Genomic DNA, 15,893 nt, shown 5'->3' with positions numbered 1-15,893 from the left:
TAATAAAGGTGAAGAGGAGAATATAAAATGATAAAAGTTGCTCAAAGTGACACTTTTCTTGTAGAAAAAGCCAAATCCCTTGTTCCAAAACTAAAGGAAAGAGCAAAAGAAACCGAAGAAATCCGTCGAATTCCAGAAGCAACTATCAATGAACTAAAGGAAGCTGGCCTTTTTAAACTGCTTCGCCCGAGTAATTATGGCGGTTATCAAACGAATATGAGAACATATTCAGATTGTATTGTGGAAATTTCACGTGGCTGTGCTTCTACAGGCTGGATTCTCTCACTTTGTGCAATTCGGGAACTTATGGTAGCGGAATCATTTACAGAAAAAACGCACCAGGAAATTTTCGGTGAGAATGAAGATAATGTCCTTTTTGCAGGCGTATATGAACCTAGAAAGTGTATTGCCCGAAAAGTAGACGGTGGATATTTAATTGAAGAAGGGTTCTGGATGTTCTGCTCGGGTTCTCTCCATGCGACTTGGGGATACTTCGGTATGGTAATAAGGGATGATGAAGGAAACCTTGTGGATCAAGCCTTAATGACAGTTCCTTTTGAAGAAGTAGAAATTATGGATGACTGGCATGTTATGGGATTAAAGGGTACGGGAAGTAACAGTGTGAAAATGACCAACGTATTTATTCCAGAACACCGAGTCGTTTCTTTTGCAGAAGTGTTAAACGGTCAATTTAAATCAGAACATTTACGCGATATCCCACTCTACAATACGGCGCTATTTCCGGCTCTAGCATTGTCTTTGGCATTACCAGGCTTAGGATTGGTAAAGGCAGCGTTAGAATTTTTCCAGCAAGTACTACCTAATCGAAAAGCTGCTCATATTGGTGTAGAAAACTTAATTGATTCACCGACTCTCCATGCATTACTTTCGGATGCTGCTTTAAAAATTGATACCGCTTCCATGCATTATTACCGTGTGGCGGATGAGCTAGATGCGTGGGCTGCCAGCGGTAAATTCATGGATAAGCCAGGACGAGTTAAGGCTCTAGCTGATATCGGTTATGCCAATCAAGTTAGTAAGGAAGCACTCGATATATTAATTCTGGCCAGCGGTTCAGGTTACGTATATGAAGGTCACCCGCTACAAAGAATTTTCCGTGATTTTTGGACGCTCTATTCACACAGAACGATTTCACCGTTAATCACCAAAGAAAATTATGGACGCGTTTTAGCAGGCTTAGAATCAAATGCACTAAGATATTAGGATACTCCGAATCTATCAAAAAATCTTAATCAAGAAGAAAGGAGACTGTATGGAAACGATCTATATAAACCGTGATAATTTGGCAGATTGGCAAGGTAAGGCAGATGCATGTGTAATGGCACTTGGTTTTTTTGATGGACTCCATTACGGACATCGGGAAGTAATTAAAACAGGTTTACGGATAGCGAAAGAAAAGGGTGTGCAGCTTGCTGTTATGAGTTTCTTTCCACATCCAAAGTCTGTCCTGTCAAATGGGGAAAAACAAATTGACTATTTAATTCCCCTTTCTGTTAAGGAGAAAATTCTTCGGGGGCTTGGTATCGATACCTTTTATATTGTTGAATTCACGAGGGAATTTGCCGCTCTTTCACCTGAACAATATGTTAATGATTATCTGGTCAATCTTGGGGTTATCCATGCAGTCGCCGGTTTTGATTTTACTTATGGTTCTAGGGGAATTGGAAATTTAGAGCGTTTGAAGATTGATAGTGGTGGAATCATTGATGCGACAAAAGTGGAAAAAGTAGCATGCCGGGGCGAGAAAATCAGCTCGACTAGTATTCGTGAAAGATTAGCTTGTGGCAAAGTAGAGGAACTGCCCGATTTTCTAGGATGCTGCTATGAAGTGGAAGGAATGTGGGACGGTCAAACCTTCAAGCTGAATCCTTACTATACATTGCCTGCCCCCGGAAAGTATGCGGTAACCATTAATTTAGGTAATTTATCAATGCTTACAGAAGCAATGGTCGAAGAAAAATCACTTATACCGGTTTCAGAACTTCCGCCATTTTTGCTAGGGGCCCTATCAATCGTTTGGCACCAGCGTATCTCAGAGGAGGCTCCCTCTTCTCGTCCTATTTTAAAAGTTGGAGGATTAACTCGATGAATAAATGTAAAGATTTTCAAATGCTGCTGCATGAACCAGGTTCCTTTATTCTTCCTGGTGCATATGACGCAATGTCAGCAAAATTGATAGAAGAAACTGGCTTTAAGGCGATTTACGCAACGGGAGCTGGTATATCTAATGCACAGCTTGGCTGGGCTGACGTGGGACTAACTTCTCTAAAGGAAGTAGTTGATATTGTTGCTAGAATGGCCGACGTTACCAATATTCCGATTGTAGTAGATGGCGATACTGGGTTCGGAAATGCCATCAATGTGATTCGGACTGTTAAAGAACTTGAACGAGCAGGTGTCGCAGCCATTCAGATGGAGGACCAGGTATCACCAAAGAAATGCGGCCATTTTAACGGCAAAGATGTCATTTCGAAGGAAGAAATGGTTGGAAAAATCAAGGCTGCCTTAGATACAAGAAAGGATGAAAATCTAGCAATTATGGCTCGTACAGATGCGATAGCCGTTAATGGTGTGGAAGATGCGATAGATAGGGCTTTTGCCTATTACGAGGCGGGTGCCGAAATAATTTTTGTCGAAGCACCAAATACAGTTGAAGAATTAAGGCAAATTACAAGTTCACTAAAAGGAATCCCACAGGTTATTAACTTAGTAGAAGGCGGCAAAACCCCGCTTATTTCCTTAAAAGAAGCAGAGGAAATCGGTTTTAAAATCATGCTGTGTGCAAATACAGCACTTCGTTCCGCTATTAGAGGAATCACTGATTCTTTAAGAATTCTAAAAGAAGAAGGCTCACAGGAAAATCTATTACCTTTGATTTGTACCTGGGAAGAAAGACAGTCTCTTTTCAAACTGAATCAAATCAAAGAGTGGGAAAAGAAGTATTTAAATATATAAGGAGGACCAAAAAATGGAGAGAGAATTGGATTATGACATTGTAGTCATTGGCTGCGGGGTGGCAGGCACAGCAGCAGCTTTGTCTGCTGCGGAAAGTGCCAAGAAAGAAGGAAGGAATTTACGAATTGCAATCTTAGAACGTACAGATTACGATCATCGAGGCGGAAATTCCAGATGGACGGCCTCTTACATGCGAATGAAGAATATTGATGAAATCGCAGATAACTTTGTAGAAGATATGATGGCGTTCTCTGATGATTTCTCCGATAGGGAGTACATAGAAACGCTCGCAGAAAACGCAGGAAGTACACTGCGCTGGGTCGAGGAAAAAGGGGTAGATTTTGACTACCTGCCAACGATGTTTTTAACTTCTTCAAAACCGCGGCTGCTTCCAGTTGGCGGCGGCCGGGCAATCATTGATACATTATCACGACGTGCTGGCGGACTTGGTGTTGAAATTATTTATGAGGCAACAGCATGGAATTTACTTCTTGATGATGAAGGTGCGATAAACGGACTTATGGTCCGGGTTAAGGGTGGAAACTCACTTCAGTTGAAAGTCGGTGCCGTTGTTCTTGCAGCTGGCGGATTCCAGGGAAATCAAGAGATGATGGCACAGTATGTTGGCAGGAATGCACATAAAATTCGGACCGTAGCCGAAGGCGGCCTTTACAACAAAGGGGAAGGTATTCGGATGGCAATGGCAATAGGAGCGAAAGGAGCGGGTCAATTCGATGCCTTTCATGCAGAACCAGTGGACCCTAGAAGTAAGCGGGAAGAAGCAGCCGTAATGACTTACCCTTATGCGATTTTGGTTGATAAAAATGGCAACCGTTTTGTCGATGAAGGAATTTCCACAGTAGACGAACAATACGAAGCGGTAGCCCGTAAAATTTTCTACGACCTCCCTGACCATATCGCCTATATGATCAGTGACCAAAAAATGTACGATATTCCGAATTATGAGAGAGCAATCGAAACGGATAAACCGGCGATTGAGGCCGATACACTAGAGGAATTAGCTGCGAAAATTGGGGTGCCAGCAGATCAATTAATTTCAACAGTAGAATCCTTTAATGCTGCTGTACAGCCAGGGGAATTCCATTGGGATAAGAAGGACGGAAAACAGGCTGTTGGGATTACACCGGCTAAATCAAATTGGGCGATAACGATCGATAAAGCGCCATATATTGCCTACCCAATTGTCTGCTCCAATGTTTTCACGAATGGAGGTATAGCTTCTGATACAAATGGCAGAGTTTTGTCACAGGATGATGAGGTAATACCAGGTTTGTACGTCGCAGGTGAAACTGCTGGTCTTTACTATGGAAAATATCCTGGCGGCACTTCCGTGCTTCGAGGCCTTGTGTTTGGGAAACGAGCCGGCGAGCATGCAGCTTCTTACGTTAGCAGTGATAGAAAACTTGGAGTGTAAAAAAGGAGTGATTAACTTTGGATTTGAAAAATAAAGTTGCATTTGTTACTGGAGGCGGCAGGGGAATTGGCCGGGAAACATGTATCCTCCTAGCAAAACATGGTGCAAAAGTAGCTGTTTTTTCTCGTAGTCTAACAGAAACGTCGGAAGTGGCTGCTTATATTCGGGAAGAGCTTGCTGGTGAAGCTATTGCTCTTTCGGGTGATGTTCGCTCTGAGGATGATGTGAACAAAGCTGTTCAGGAAACGGTAGAAAAACTCGGAAGTGTAGATATATTAATCAATAATGCAGGTGTTATGCTGCTCAAGCCATTCGATGAAACAACAGTTGAAGAGTGGGAATTTGTCCAAGAAATCAATACCCGCGGTGTATTTTTATGTGCGAAAGCAGTAGTACCACAAATGAAAGAGAAAAGAAATGGTGTCATTATCAATCTATCATCCATTTGGGGAACAAAAGGTGGCCCAGATAGAAGTGCCTACATTACCTCGAAATGGGCTGTAATTGGATTTTCCAAAGCATTAGGAGAAGAGTTAAAACCTTTCAATGTTAGGGTGAATGCGGTTTGCCCTGGCCCAGTTGACACAAAGATGATGGAAGATATTGCACCAGATGCGAACAAAGATAATTGGCTGCATCCAATAGACATGGCAACTGTAATCGTAGATTTGTGTCTGCCAAAAATGAAAGCCGTATCCGCAACAGTAATCGAAGCATTTGGAAATGGAAGACCAGTAAATTTATAAACTAATATGTTGATAGAAAAGGGGAAATAAAATGGAGAATATTACAACAGCAATTGAATCAAAAAATATTAGCCTTGCTTTAGCAAATAAAATGCTCGAAGCTGCTTTAGTAAAGGGACAAGAACTAGGAATTCCTTTTAGTATTGCAATTGTTGACAAACCAGGAAATTTAAAAGCATTTTATGCGATGGATGGTGCACCGATTCTAAGCCTTGAAATCGCTCAAAATAAGGCGTTTTCCGCTGCAGCCTATAACCGCGCAACACATGAATGGTATGACAGATTAAAGGATGATCCTCCATTGCTCCATGGGATTGTACATACACCAAGACTTGTTATTTTTGGCGGTGGGTATCCAATCAAAATCAATAACGAATTAATTGGTGGAATTGGAGTTAGCGGTGGACATTATTCTCATGATATGCAGGTCTGTCAAGCAGGCTTAGAAGTGTTAAAAGCCTTTGAATCAGAGGAGTGATAGGATATGGAATCCTATGAGTTAATCATATTAGGCGGCGGACTGGCGGGAATGTGTGCAGCGGTTGAGGCAGGAGAGCAGGGCGTCAACGTCCTGCTGCTTGAAAAACAAGATGAACTGGGCGGAAGTACTGTCCTAAGCTCAGGTTATATGGCTTTTGCAGAAACAGATATGCAGGAAAAAGCAGGAATTATCGATTCCACTGAATCGCTATTGGAAGATATGATCGAGGTTGGCGGCAGGGTAAATAATCAAACACTTGTAGCTGAATATGGCAGACACCAGCTCGAGACCTATCAATGGCTGGTTGACCATGATATCGAGTTCAGGTCGTTGGAAGCAGTAAGCGGTCATAGTGTTCCCCGCGGACATATTATTGATCCTCATCAGGCAATCCAGTCTCTATACAGGAGAGTAAAGCAGCTAGCGAACGTGAACATTTATTTTAATGCTCCCGCACGAAGACTGCTGAAGAATGATGAAGGGCGTATTGATACAGTTTTATATGAAGTGGATGGAGAAGATAGAACGGCAATTGCTTCTAAGGGAATAGTAATTGCCTCTGGTGGTTTTGCGAAAAGTGAAGAGCTTCTCGGACAGCTTGCTCCACAATTAAAGGGTGCTTTACGAATAGGCGGGGCCGGCAATCATGGTGATGGGATTCGGATGGCCTGGGAGCATGGTGCATGGATGAAGGACCTCCCTTATTTGAATGGGACATACGGATTTCATCCAAGTGCAGCTGGGAAGTTAAAGTCGCAGGGATTGGCATTTTATAAAGGAGCCATCATGGTGAACCAGCTTGGGAAGCGGTTTGTGAATGAGTCTATTTCTTATAAATTATTAGGAAAAGCAGCATTCGAACAGCCCGAACAGATCAGCTATCAAGTATGGGATCAGACCGTAATGGATAAGGGTGTTTTAGATGATCCCCTCTATGATTTTGAATTGCTTAAGAAGCGCAGACTTCTGTACAAAGCAGACACGTTAGAAGAATTGGCAGATTGTATTGATGTACCAGTAGAAGTACTGGAAGATACCATTTCTAGATACAATCAAGGCGTTCAAAATGGGGAAGATCATGATTTTGGCAGAAAGTCGTTGACCCATAACTATGGAAAACCAACAGCAATTGAAACAGCGCCTTTCTATGCTTTTGAATCAACTGTTGCCATGCTTGCTACCTATGCAGGAATAGCTGTAAATGAGCGGGCCCAGGTCCTGAACCCTTACGGAGAGCCTATTCCTGGTTTGTATGCAGCAGGAGAGGTAACGGGAGGATTCCACGGAGCAGGTTATATGACGGGAAGTTCGTTAGGAAAGTGTGCTGTTTTTGGACGGCTGGCCGTAAAGGCTGCAGTTGCTGAGAATGCGGTAGTTTGAGCGGAGGCAGATGTTTTTGGCGGATAGCGAGAAATACTGGCGGATGGGCTAGAAATACTGGCGAATAGCCTAGCTAAGTTACATTCTATATAAAATATACGAAAAAGGAGGTTTTTTATATGAAAATTTGGCATCAAAGTCTTACAACTATTGACCGGGTTCCACATTATCGGGATGCAATCATCAATCATGTGAGCAGGATTGCCCGCCCGGACGTGGAGGTTGTTTTACATGGTATGTCAGAAGAAACATATCCTTCACATTACCCAGGAATATTTATAACACATTCCTATTTACAAAATCTTCACCGGGAACAGTTTGTACGGGCTGCCCTGACGGCTGAAAAGGCTGGATATGACGCAATGTTCATTGCTACGATTCCGGATGTAGGTCTTTTAGAAGCACGAACATTGGTTGATATTCCTGTAGTCGGATATGGTCAAGCCTCCTTCCATATGGCATCGATGCTTGGTGACCGGATTGGCGTTGTGAATTTCTTGGCGCCGCTTGCAGATGAGCTTCGACAAAATGCTGATAAGTACGGTTTAGGAGGAAAGCTAGGACCTATCGTACAGACGGAAGTGGGCTTTGACGACATTATGGCTGGATTCAATGATCCTGAACCGATTATTGAGTCTTTCAAAAAAGCTGCAGAGCTGGCGATTGCAGATGGTGCAGATGTCATCATACCAGGAGAGGGCCCGATGAATGTCTTTCTAGCAACCCAGGGGATCTCTAGAATTGGCGATGTACCAGTAGTTGACTCCTTTGCGGCTGGAATTAAAATGTGTGAGTCCCTTGTAGATTTACGAAAAAACTCTGGTGTCTACATGACGCGACGCGGATACTATAATGCAAAGCCGCCTGCTGAGGCAGTGGAAAGGTTAAGAGAAATGTACGGACTTGTTCCTTCTCCAAATCCTAAGGATGATAATGGTTTATCGGTTAAGGGAGTTGGAGTTAAGAATTAATGGTGCTCTTCTGACGGGAAAAAGCGTGATGAAGGGAATCAAAAGAGGCCTTTGGTGCCCTTTAGCCGGGAAAAACCGTACTGAAGGCAATCAAAAGGGGTCTTTGGTGCCCTTCGACCGGGAAAAAGCGTGATGAAGGGAATCAAAGAAGGTTTTTAGTGCCCGCCCTAAACAAAAACCCCCACTAAGGGAACTAAAAGGAAATCAATCAATGTTAACATTACTGAGGTGAAATAAATATGCACATCGTTGTCTGCCTTAAACAAGTTATAGATCCGGAAATTACACCAAAATATTTTAAAATTGATCCTGAAACAAATCGTCCGGATAAAAGTGACACCGATTTGGTACTGGACTCGTTTGCCGAGAATGCACTTGAACTGGCCATTCAACTTAGAGATAAAATACCTGGAGCAACCGTAACCGCTCTCTGCCTTGGGGATGATGAATCGGAGGAGGTACTACGCAGGGCACTCGCCTTTACTGCGAATGCAGTTGTAAGGGTGTGGGATGAAGAATGGGAGAATCTAGACGGACAGGCTGTTGGCCATATTCTAGCACAAACCATTAAGTCCTTAGGTGGAGTACAACTTGTGCTGACAGGGTACCAAGCAAGTGATATCGAGGAAGGTCTTGTTGGACCTGTTATGGCTGAAGAACTAGGAATTCCTTGCGTAACACTTGTTTCGGACCTTGAGGTGGAAGAGAATAGTGCAAAGGCTACGGTTGAAGTTGAAGGTGGATATGCTGTTGTCAGTGTTCCATCTCCTGCTGTATTTACCATCATAAGCTCTGAGACAAACGTTCCAAGGCTTCCGAAGGTCAAGGATATTAGACTGGCGAGAAGTAAACCCATTGTACTATTAGAATCAGAAGATCTTAATCTTGATCATGAGCGTTGTCAACCAGGTGTTAAGCTAGAGCGGGCATACGTCCTGAAAAAGGAAGTTGCTTGCGAGGTCTTGCCTGGCAATGATGGCGCAGAACTTGCTAGCGAATTAGCTGACCGGCTTTTTGCTCTCAAGGTAATATAGGGGGAATTCAACTATGTCGAGAATTCTTGTATTTGCAAATCAACAGGGGACTGGCTTGAGTTCAGGTGCCAAGGAAGCGCTAGCATTTGGCAGTCGCTTGGCTAGTTCCACTGGAGGCGAAGTTCGATCAGTCACATTTGGACCTTTTGCTGAGGCTGGCGCTAAGGAAGCAATAGCGAGTGGGGCAAGCATCGCTTACACCATTTCTAATCCTTTGTTAACAGAATATGATGTTGAACTGTTTGTTAACAGCATCCAGACTGTTTTTCAACAGTCTGGAGCCGATATCCTTATCCTGTCTTTCGACAAGATGGGGAAGGATTTAGTAGGCAGATTAGCTACACGTAATTGCGCATCTGCTATAACGGAAGTAGTTGATTTTCATACCAGCAATGACAAACCAACATGGATTCGCCCAATCTATGGCGACAAGGCGTATGGAGAATATACCACTACCCGTTCTAAGGTAGTAGTTGGTATCCGTCAAAAAAGTCAGGAATTAGCTGTGATTGACGAGAAAGCTGTTGGCGAAATTATTCCAATTGACTATTCTCCTTCAGAAGAAATGATCGTAACGAAGCTAGTGGTGAAAATACAGTCTGCTTTATCAGATATCCGTCTTGAGGATGCTTCGATTATTGTCTCTGGAGGTCGTGGTGTTGGCGGTCCAGAGGGCTTCAATGATTTACAAACACTGGCAAAATTACTAGGAGGCACATTAGGGGCTTCACGTGCAGCGTGTGATGCGGGTTGGGTTCCTTCTAATCTTCAGGTAGGTCAGACAGGTGCAGTTGTAGCACCAGATCTTTATATTGCAGTTGGTATTTCGGGTGCAAGTCAGCATCTAGCTGGCATTACAAATGCCAAAACAGTTGTTGCAATTAACACAGACCCTGAAGCACCAATCTACAAAAGGGCCAATATTGGAGTCGTAGCTGATTATAAGACAGTCATTCCTGCACTAACTGAAAAGTTGAAAAAAGTACTTGTATAAATTAATATAGGATTGCTTTCTAATTAAATTAAGCATCCAAGCTGATAATTTAATCAACAGTACTAATACAGATTTCAAGATAAGCCCTCAAAAACCATAGAGGGCTTTTTAGATTTATACGTACATGTCAGATGGGGAATTTGAATAGTAAAAATTTTCATTAAATTCTATGAAAAAAGATAGTTAAATGATAAAATCGAATTAATTTCATACGGACAAGTTTATTCAGCTCTTATTCTTTTATTATTTGGCTGCGCTTACACAAGAATAGAAATTTTTGATTAAAAAAAGTAATCGGAGACTTACTACTTCAAAGACTAAGCATTCGAGGCAGGGGATAACAGAATATAGGAATCAATAGGATCCATACATAGTAGAAAAAGTTAATTGAATCAGTTTTAGAGTACATATTTTTAAAGAATGAGAGGGATAACTTTGCCCAAGGTATTGATGACTTTCCCGGAAGGAAAACATAAAGTCTTAACCATGAGTTATGATGACGGCGTGGCCGCTGACAGAAAATTAGTAAGTATTTTTAACCAAAATGGAATTAGGGGTTCCTTTCATGTAAATTCAGGATTATTAGGATTTGAAAATCGTATCCCCAAAGAGGAAGCAGCACAGCTGTACGAAGGACATGAAATCTCAACACATACGGTAACACATCCAACCATAGCTAGGTCACCGAAAGAACAAATTATCGAAGAAATCATCGAAGATCGGAAAAGTCTTGAGAAAATTGCCGGATATACCGTGAGAGGATTATCTTATCCGAATGGTTCCTATAATCGATCAATTAAAGAAATGCTCCCATTTTTGGGAATTGAGTACGCCAGAACCGTTCATAGTACTGGGGATTTTTCTATGCCTGATGACTTTCTGGAATGGAATCCAACTTGTCATCACAACCGAAATTTAATGAAACTTGCCGAGGATTTTGCTGGTCTTCATAAAAAGCAATATTTGTATATGATGTATGTCTGGGGTCATAGTTATGAGTTTGATAATGATCAAAACTGGGACTTGATTGAAAACTTTTGTGAATTTATCGGTAATCGAAATGATATCTGGAATGCAACGAATATCGAAATCGTGGACTATATAAAGGCATTCCAAAACCTCAAATTTGCAGCTGACAGTCATTTTGTATACAATCCTTCAGCGATTTCGATTTGGCTTAGTGTGGACAATACTATTGTCGAGGTAAAGGCAGGAAAGCAAATTAATATAATTGATTGAGATAAAATTGGACAGAAGTGCTAATGAAAAATGCACATCGGATGATGGATGGACTAAGTATCCACTATTATACCGTTCCGGGAGATTGGTCGGATAAGGGTGCAACGGTCGATTTTGCAGAGGATGAATGGTTTATCACGATGGAAAAACTTTATCGGATGGATGAACTTATCACTAAACAGAGCACCATTATGGACAAATATGATCCACAAAAACGAGTAGGGCTGATTATAGATGAATGGGGTACATGGTTTAATGTGGAAAAAGGGACGAATGCATGGTTTTTATATCAGCAAAACACCCTTTGGGACGCACTTGTAGCAGGATTACACTTTAATATTTTTCAAAACCACAATGACCGGGTTCAGATGGCAAATATTGCTCAAACTGTAAATGTACTTCAACTTCCACCGATGTCAGTTGTGACAATATCAATTGAATCCTAAATAGGGGTGTCAAATACAATGGTTGATAAGGGTCTTTGTAAAGGTTGTCTTGAAAGTGTCATAGTATCAGAAGAAGTTATTCAGCAACTAGTATTGGATGCGGAAGAGGATCCTTCCCAAATCGTTAGTGATGAAATTTATCAGTATAGATTGAAGCATTGCAATAGTTGTCGCTTTTTACAATATGAAACAACCTGCTCACATAGCGGGTGTATCGTACGCTATCGAGCAAAGTTTAAAAATAAAAGTTGCCCCAATATAGATAAATCTAAATGGGATAAAGTGATCTAGTTAAGCAACAAGGAACGAAGACGGGAGCCTAGATTTTTTAGATTTCTAATAGTAATTTACCCCAAATGAACAAAAAACCGGTTGGAGATTATTTCCATTCGGTTTTTTTATGCAGAAATAGAGTATATTTCCATCTATATTATTTGAAAAAAGACCAAAAATAAGAAGGCAAAAAAACATTTTTGCAAGGGGGTAATCAATTTGATAAAAAAACCTTTAGGGTTACTATTATCAGGGGTTTTGACAATCGGTTTAGCTGCATGTAATAACAATAATGATGCAGCGGACGAAGTGCGTACAAGCAGGGTTGATCGAGACAATACCATTTTGAATGTTGGGAATGGAAGAGATGATGGGATAGACCACAATGGTCCGCTCACCGAGGACTACACGAACAACGATAACAACGATCCGGATTGGGATCGAAATGGGTATAACCGAAACAACAATGACGATTATATTACCAATGTAAATAATAATCGTACAAACATTCGAAACAACAGAACAAGAAATGTCAACAACAACGGTGTGACTAATCGAAACATGAACACCAACAATGTGCGTTACAATCGATTACATGATAATAATAACCAAGATGTAAATCGGACCAACAATAATAATTTGAATGCTGTGGATATCTCTGCTGATCGAACATCGTTGGATAGTAAAAGTTATCCTCACACAAAAGCGATCTTAATCCAACATGCGCAGTATAGATATATTCCATTTGGTTCTGTTCAATGGTACCAATTTGGAGGGAATCAGCAAGGGCAGCCTCCGGCTCAGCAACAAAAGCCAACTGCACCAGCACCAACTGCACCAGCGCCGGCACCAACTGCACCAGCACCACAACCGGCAGCGCCGGCACCAGTTGCACCAGCACCAAAACCAGCAGCGCCGGCACCAACTGCACCAGCACCAAAACCAGCAGCACCGGCACCAGCTGCACCAGCACCAAAGCCAGCAGCGCCAGCGCCAGCTACTGGTGATGTTGGTCAATATGTACAACAAGTTATTGATTTAACGAATGCACAACGAAGCAAAAATGGATTACCAGCCTTAAAAGCCGATTCACAATTAAGCGGAGTGGCACAAAAGAAATCAGCTGACATGGCTCAAAACAATTATTTCTCACATACCAGCCCAACCTATGGTTCTCCATTTGACATGATGAGGGACTTTGGTGTGACGTATAAGTCAGCAGGGGAAAATATTGCCCAAGGACAACGTACACCACAGGAAGTTGTCAATGCTTGGATGAACAGTGAAGGGCATAGAAAGAACATTTTAAGTAGCAACTTTACTCATATTGGAGTTGGTTACGAAAAGTCTGGTAACCACTGGACACAAATGTTTATTGGTAAATAATGTGACAAATAGGAAGGAATCTGTAAATGATTCCTTCCTAAATTAGTTGTACAAGGTTCTCTGAAAACACATACAAGCTTATTCTAATTATAATTTGGAATTTGTCTTGAAGCATGAGAAGGAGTCTAAAAGCAGACCATATTAAAGGGTTGATTTTAAGACCCTACAGTTTCATAAATAGTCCTAACATGGGGGGATTTGCGCATGCATACAAGCCAACATTCACTTACACATGTACAACAATGCCGTCAATTAGCACAACAATTAATTCAACAAACACAAATGGCAAACCGCCAATACGAACAAATGCTGCAAAATGAGCAACATAATGCACAAGTGCTTGAACAGATGGTACAAAAGGAACGGTTGGCAGTGCAGACTATTCAGCAAAGTCTCCAAGGACATGAATTAGCGATTCAGAGATGCCAGGAAGTCATTGCCCAATGTAATCAATTGGAACGGGAACTTTCTGGTCAAACAGGTTCAGCTGGATTTCAACATCAGACGTTTGTAAATCCAGGATTCCAAACCCAAGGGTATCAAAACTTTCGAAACCCGTCATTCCGTCAATAACTTAAGAAGAAGCACGCTCTAGCAGCGTGCTTCTTCTGTATATAAGTAATACTTGTTAACTCCACCTCTTTAACAATTTGCTTTAAGTGTAATGTAATTCAACTTATCCTAATAAGACTATAAAAAAGCAATATTTGCAATATAATAAGCAATAAATACAAAGATTATCAATCAATCTTATTATAGAATACTATGTAATTAGAGGAGAAGGTGGAATAGATTAGATTAATAGTTACTTATAAAAATACTAAAGATACTAATGCAGCTATTAATAGTAGGCAGCTATCCCGCCCTTTGGGCTCTTAGGGGCTGCCTTTTTCGTGCAATATTCCAGAGAAAAATAATTTTTTATTAGGAGGGTTAGGATTGAACAATATCACCATTACGAATCCGATTATCTGGGCAGATGTACCGGACCCAAGTGTGATTCGAGTAGGATCTATGTTTTATATGGTAAGCACAAGCATGCATTCGATGCCGGGATGCCCAATTATGAAGTCAGAGAACTTAATGAACTGGGAGATAGTCAATTATGTGTTTGATACATTTGAGGATAATGACGAGCATAATTTAATCAATGGAAAATACATTTATGGGAAAGGTTCATGGGCGTGCAGCTTACGATATCATGGCGATACATTTTATGTATGTTTCTCGAGTAATGATATGAAACAGTTCTATGTTTACCAAACAAAAGATATCGAAAATGCTAGATGGGAACGTTCTGTTATCCCAGGTCTCCATCATGATCCTAGTATGTTGTTTGACGAAGGACGCGTCTTTGTTATTCATGGAAATGGTGAAATACGGATTATAGAGCTGGAAGAAGGGGCAACGGCCCTGAAACCGGATGGAATTAATCAATTGCTGTTTGAAACTGAGCGAGAAGGGATTGGCCTTCGATGTGAGGGCTGCCACGCTTATAAGCTGAATGGCTACTATTACTTGTTCTTCATCGATTGGCCGAAGTCCGGTAATGGGCGGCGAAGAGAACTTTGTTACCGTTCGAAGGATCTTTTAGGTCCTTATGAGCACCGAGTACTTCTTGATGACGATATGGGCTATCATAATAAAGGAGTAGCACAGGGCGGTATTGTCGACACGCCAGCAGGGGATTGGTATGCGTTCCTTTTCCAAGATCATGATGCTGTTGGGAGAATTCCTTGTGTTGTCCCCGTTAAATGGGTTGATGACTGGCCTGTTTTCGGCTGGGATGGGAAAGTCCCGAAGACATTCGAGGCACAATTACCCAAGTCTGAGACTAAACCACTCGTGATTAGCGATGAATTCGAGTATTTTGAAAATAAATTGGCATTGAATTGGCAATGGAATCATAATCCAAATAATCAATTGTGGTCCTTTTTGGCGCGGCCGGGTTTTCTGCGATTGGAAACGGGTCATCTAACAAGCAGTGTTGAATATGCTCGCAATACATTGACACAGCGAACAGAAGGACCTGTTTGCTGCGGGATGACTTTATTGGAAGTCCATCATTTGAAACCAGGTGACCGTGCTGGATTAGTTGCCATGCAGCACCATTTCGGCTGGGTAGGAATTCAAGTGGGTGACAGCGGCGACCGGTACGTCGCTATGTGTATTAATGGAGGTAAAGGATCTGAAGAAACAGTCGAATGCATTCGATATGAGTCCAACAGTATTTATTTGAAAATCAAATTTGATTTCGAAGACAGCAAGGACCTAGCAACCTTTTATTATTCTGAGGATGGGGTTGTATGGCGTTTGATTGGTCGTCCATTCCAGTTAAGATATACGCTTGACCATTTTATGGGATGCAGGATTGGTTTATTCAATTATGCAACCAAGCAAATTGGCGGATATGCAGATTTTGATTATTTCCGTTACACCAATTCTTTGTAAGTTTTTTCACAGGTAATGTGCTATACCGATTATAACATTAATTTATTAGGGGTGTCGGGTAACCGGCACTTTTTACATATT

Annotated in this window: 14 protein-coding genes and 2 pseudogenes; all 16 read left to right on the top strand. The window is 41.6% G+C overall.

Annotation, left to right across the window (positions count from 1 at the left end):
• Positions 1-27 precede the first annotated feature (27 nt).
• The 16 genes and pseudogenes from M3189_RS00725 (at position 28) to M3189_RS00655 (ending at position 15,812) form a co-directional block, all read left to right on the top strand.
• Positions 28-1,224, top strand: a complete 1,197-nt coding sequence (locus tag M3189_RS00725) for an acyl-CoA dehydrogenase family protein (protein WP_251630880.1) — start codon at positions 28-30, stop codon at positions 1,222-1,224.
• Between the two features lie 49 nt (positions 1,225-1,273).
• Positions 1,274-2,110 carry an FAD synthetase family protein gene (locus tag M3189_RS00720; protein ID WP_251630878.1) on the top strand — a complete coding sequence of 279 codons (837 nt, stop codon included), beginning with the start codon at positions 1,274-1,276 and terminating at the stop codon, positions 2,108-2,110.
• Positions 2,107-2,976 carry an isocitrate lyase/PEP mutase family protein gene (locus M3189_RS00715; RefSeq protein ID WP_251630876.1) on the top strand — a complete coding sequence of 290 codons (870 nt, stop codon included), beginning with the start codon at positions 2,107-2,109 and terminating at the stop codon, positions 2,974-2,976. The genes M3189_RS00720 and M3189_RS00715 overlap by 4 nt, the downstream gene beginning before the upstream one ends.
• A 13-nt stretch (positions 2,977-2,989) precedes the next feature.
• Positions 2,990-4,411: an FAD-binding protein gene (locus tag M3189_RS00710; RefSeq protein ID WP_251630874.1), complete on the top strand. Its 1,422-nt coding sequence runs from the start codon at positions 2,990-2,992 to the stop codon at positions 4,409-4,411.
• Between the two features lie 17 nt (positions 4,412-4,428).
• A complete protein-coding gene (locus tag M3189_RS00705; RefSeq protein ID WP_251630872.1) occupies positions 4,429-5,157 on the top strand; it encodes an SDR family NAD(P)-dependent oxidoreductase in 729 nt (242 codons plus the stop codon).
• 31 nt (positions 5,158-5,188) lie between these two features.
• Positions 5,189-5,635: a GlcG/HbpS family heme-binding protein gene (locus M3189_RS00700; protein ID WP_251630870.1), complete on the top strand. Its 447-nt coding sequence runs from the start codon at positions 5,189-5,191 to the stop codon at positions 5,633-5,635.
• A 6-nt stretch (positions 5,636-5,641) separates the two neighbouring features.
• Positions 5,642-7,018 carry an FAD-dependent oxidoreductase gene (locus M3189_RS00695; RefSeq protein ID WP_251630868.1) on the top strand — a complete coding sequence of 459 codons (1,377 nt, stop codon included), beginning with the start codon at positions 5,642-5,644 and terminating at the stop codon, positions 7,016-7,018.
• Positions 7,019-7,137: 119 nt separating this feature from the next.
• Positions 7,138-7,989, top strand: coding sequence for an aspartate/glutamate racemase family protein (locus tag M3189_RS00690; RefSeq protein WP_251630866.1), 852 nt, complete (start codon positions 7,138-7,140; stop codon positions 7,987-7,989).
• A 239-nt stretch (positions 7,990-8,228) separates the two neighbouring features.
• Positions 8,229-9,023 carry an electron transfer flavoprotein subunit beta/FixA family protein gene (locus M3189_RS00685; RefSeq protein WP_251630864.1) on the top strand — a complete coding sequence of 265 codons (795 nt, stop codon included), beginning with the start codon at positions 8,229-8,231 and terminating at the stop codon, positions 9,021-9,023.
• Between the two features lie 13 nt (positions 9,024-9,036).
• The gene (locus M3189_RS00680; protein WP_251630863.1) at positions 9,037-10,017 is read left to right on the top strand and encodes an electron transfer flavoprotein subunit alpha/FixB family protein; all 981 of its coding nucleotides are present in this window, start codon (positions 9,037-9,039) and stop codon (positions 10,015-10,017) included.
• Between the two features lie 435 nt (positions 10,018-10,452).
• Positions 10,453-11,256: a polysaccharide deacetylase family protein gene (locus tag M3189_RS00675; RefSeq protein WP_251630862.1), complete on the top strand. Its 804-nt coding sequence runs from the start codon at positions 10,453-10,455 to the stop codon at positions 11,254-11,256.
• Between the two features lie 8 nt (positions 11,257-11,264).
• A pseudogene (locus tag M3189_RS00670) lies at positions 11,265-11,660 on the top strand (alpha-L-arabinofuranosidase C-terminal domain-containing protein); the annotation flags it as partial.
• Positions 11,661-11,720: 60 nt separating this feature from the next.
• The gene (locus M3189_RS27080) at positions 11,721-11,993 is read left to right on the top strand and encodes a DUF6171 family protein (RefSeq protein ID WP_353057386.1); all 273 of its coding nucleotides are present in this window, start codon (positions 11,721-11,723) and stop codon (positions 11,991-11,993) included.
• A 1,011-nt stretch (positions 11,994-13,004) separates the two neighbouring features.
• Positions 13,005-13,361: pseudogene (locus M3189_RS00665) on the top strand (CAP domain-containing protein); the annotation flags it as partial.
• Positions 13,362-13,565: 204 nt separating this feature from the next.
• Positions 13,566-13,934, top strand: coding sequence for a hypothetical protein (locus M3189_RS00660; RefSeq protein ID WP_251630861.1), 369 nt, complete (start codon positions 13,566-13,568; stop codon positions 13,932-13,934).
• 366 nt (positions 13,935-14,300) lie between these two features.
• Positions 14,301-15,812, top strand: coding sequence for a glycoside hydrolase family 43 protein (locus M3189_RS00655; protein ID WP_251630860.1), 1,512 nt, complete (start codon positions 14,301-14,303; stop codon positions 15,810-15,812).
• Positions 15,813-15,893: the final 81 nt, after the last annotated feature.

It is taken from the genome of Neobacillus niacini, from assembly GCF_023715415.1.
Lineage (GTDB): Bacteria > Bacillota > Bacilli > Bacillales > Cytobacillaceae > Neobacillus > Neobacillus niacini_C.
The sequence above is the reverse complement of the archived record's forward strand: the minus strand, read 5'-3'. Positions and strand labels throughout refer to the sequence as shown.

Bases quoted from the DNA above. Each gene is read 5' to 3' on its own strand.
- M3189_RS00660 (WP_251630861.1), top strand. From the start codon at position 13,566: ATGCATACAAGCCAACATTCACTTACACATGTACAACAATGCCGTCAA.
- M3189_RS00710 (WP_251630874.1), top strand. From the start codon at position 2,990: ATGGAGAGAGAATTGGATTATGACATTGTAGTCATTGGCTGCGGGGTG.
- M3189_RS00695 (WP_251630868.1), top strand. From the start codon at position 5,642: ATGGAATCCTATGAGTTAATCATATTAGGCGGCGGACTGGCGGGAATG.
- M3189_RS27080 (WP_353057386.1), top strand. From the start codon at position 11,721: ATGGTTGATAAGGGTCTTTGTAAAGGTTGTCTTGAAAGTGTCATAGTA.
- M3189_RS00725 (WP_251630880.1), top strand. From the start codon at position 28: ATGATAAAAGTTGCTCAAAGTGACACTTTTCTTGTAGAAAAAGCCAAA.
- M3189_RS00685 (WP_251630864.1), top strand. From the start codon at position 8,229: ATGCACATCGTTGTCTGCCTTAAACAAGTTATAGATCCGGAAATTACA.
- M3189_RS00700 (WP_251630870.1), top strand. From the start codon at position 5,189: ATGGAGAATATTACAACAGCAATTGAATCAAAAAATATTAGCCTTGCT.
- M3189_RS00680 (WP_251630863.1), top strand. From the start codon at position 9,037: ATGTCGAGAATTCTTGTATTTGCAAATCAACAGGGGACTGGCTTGAGT.
- M3189_RS00720 (WP_251630878.1), top strand. From the start codon at position 1,274: ATGGAAACGATCTATATAAACCGTGATAATTTGGCAGATTGGCAAGGT.
- M3189_RS00715 (WP_251630876.1), top strand. From the start codon at position 2,107: ATGAATAAATGTAAAGATTTTCAAATGCTGCTGCATGAACCAGGTTCC.
- M3189_RS00690 (WP_251630866.1), top strand. From the start codon at position 7,138: ATGAAAATTTGGCATCAAAGTCTTACAACTATTGACCGGGTTCCACAT.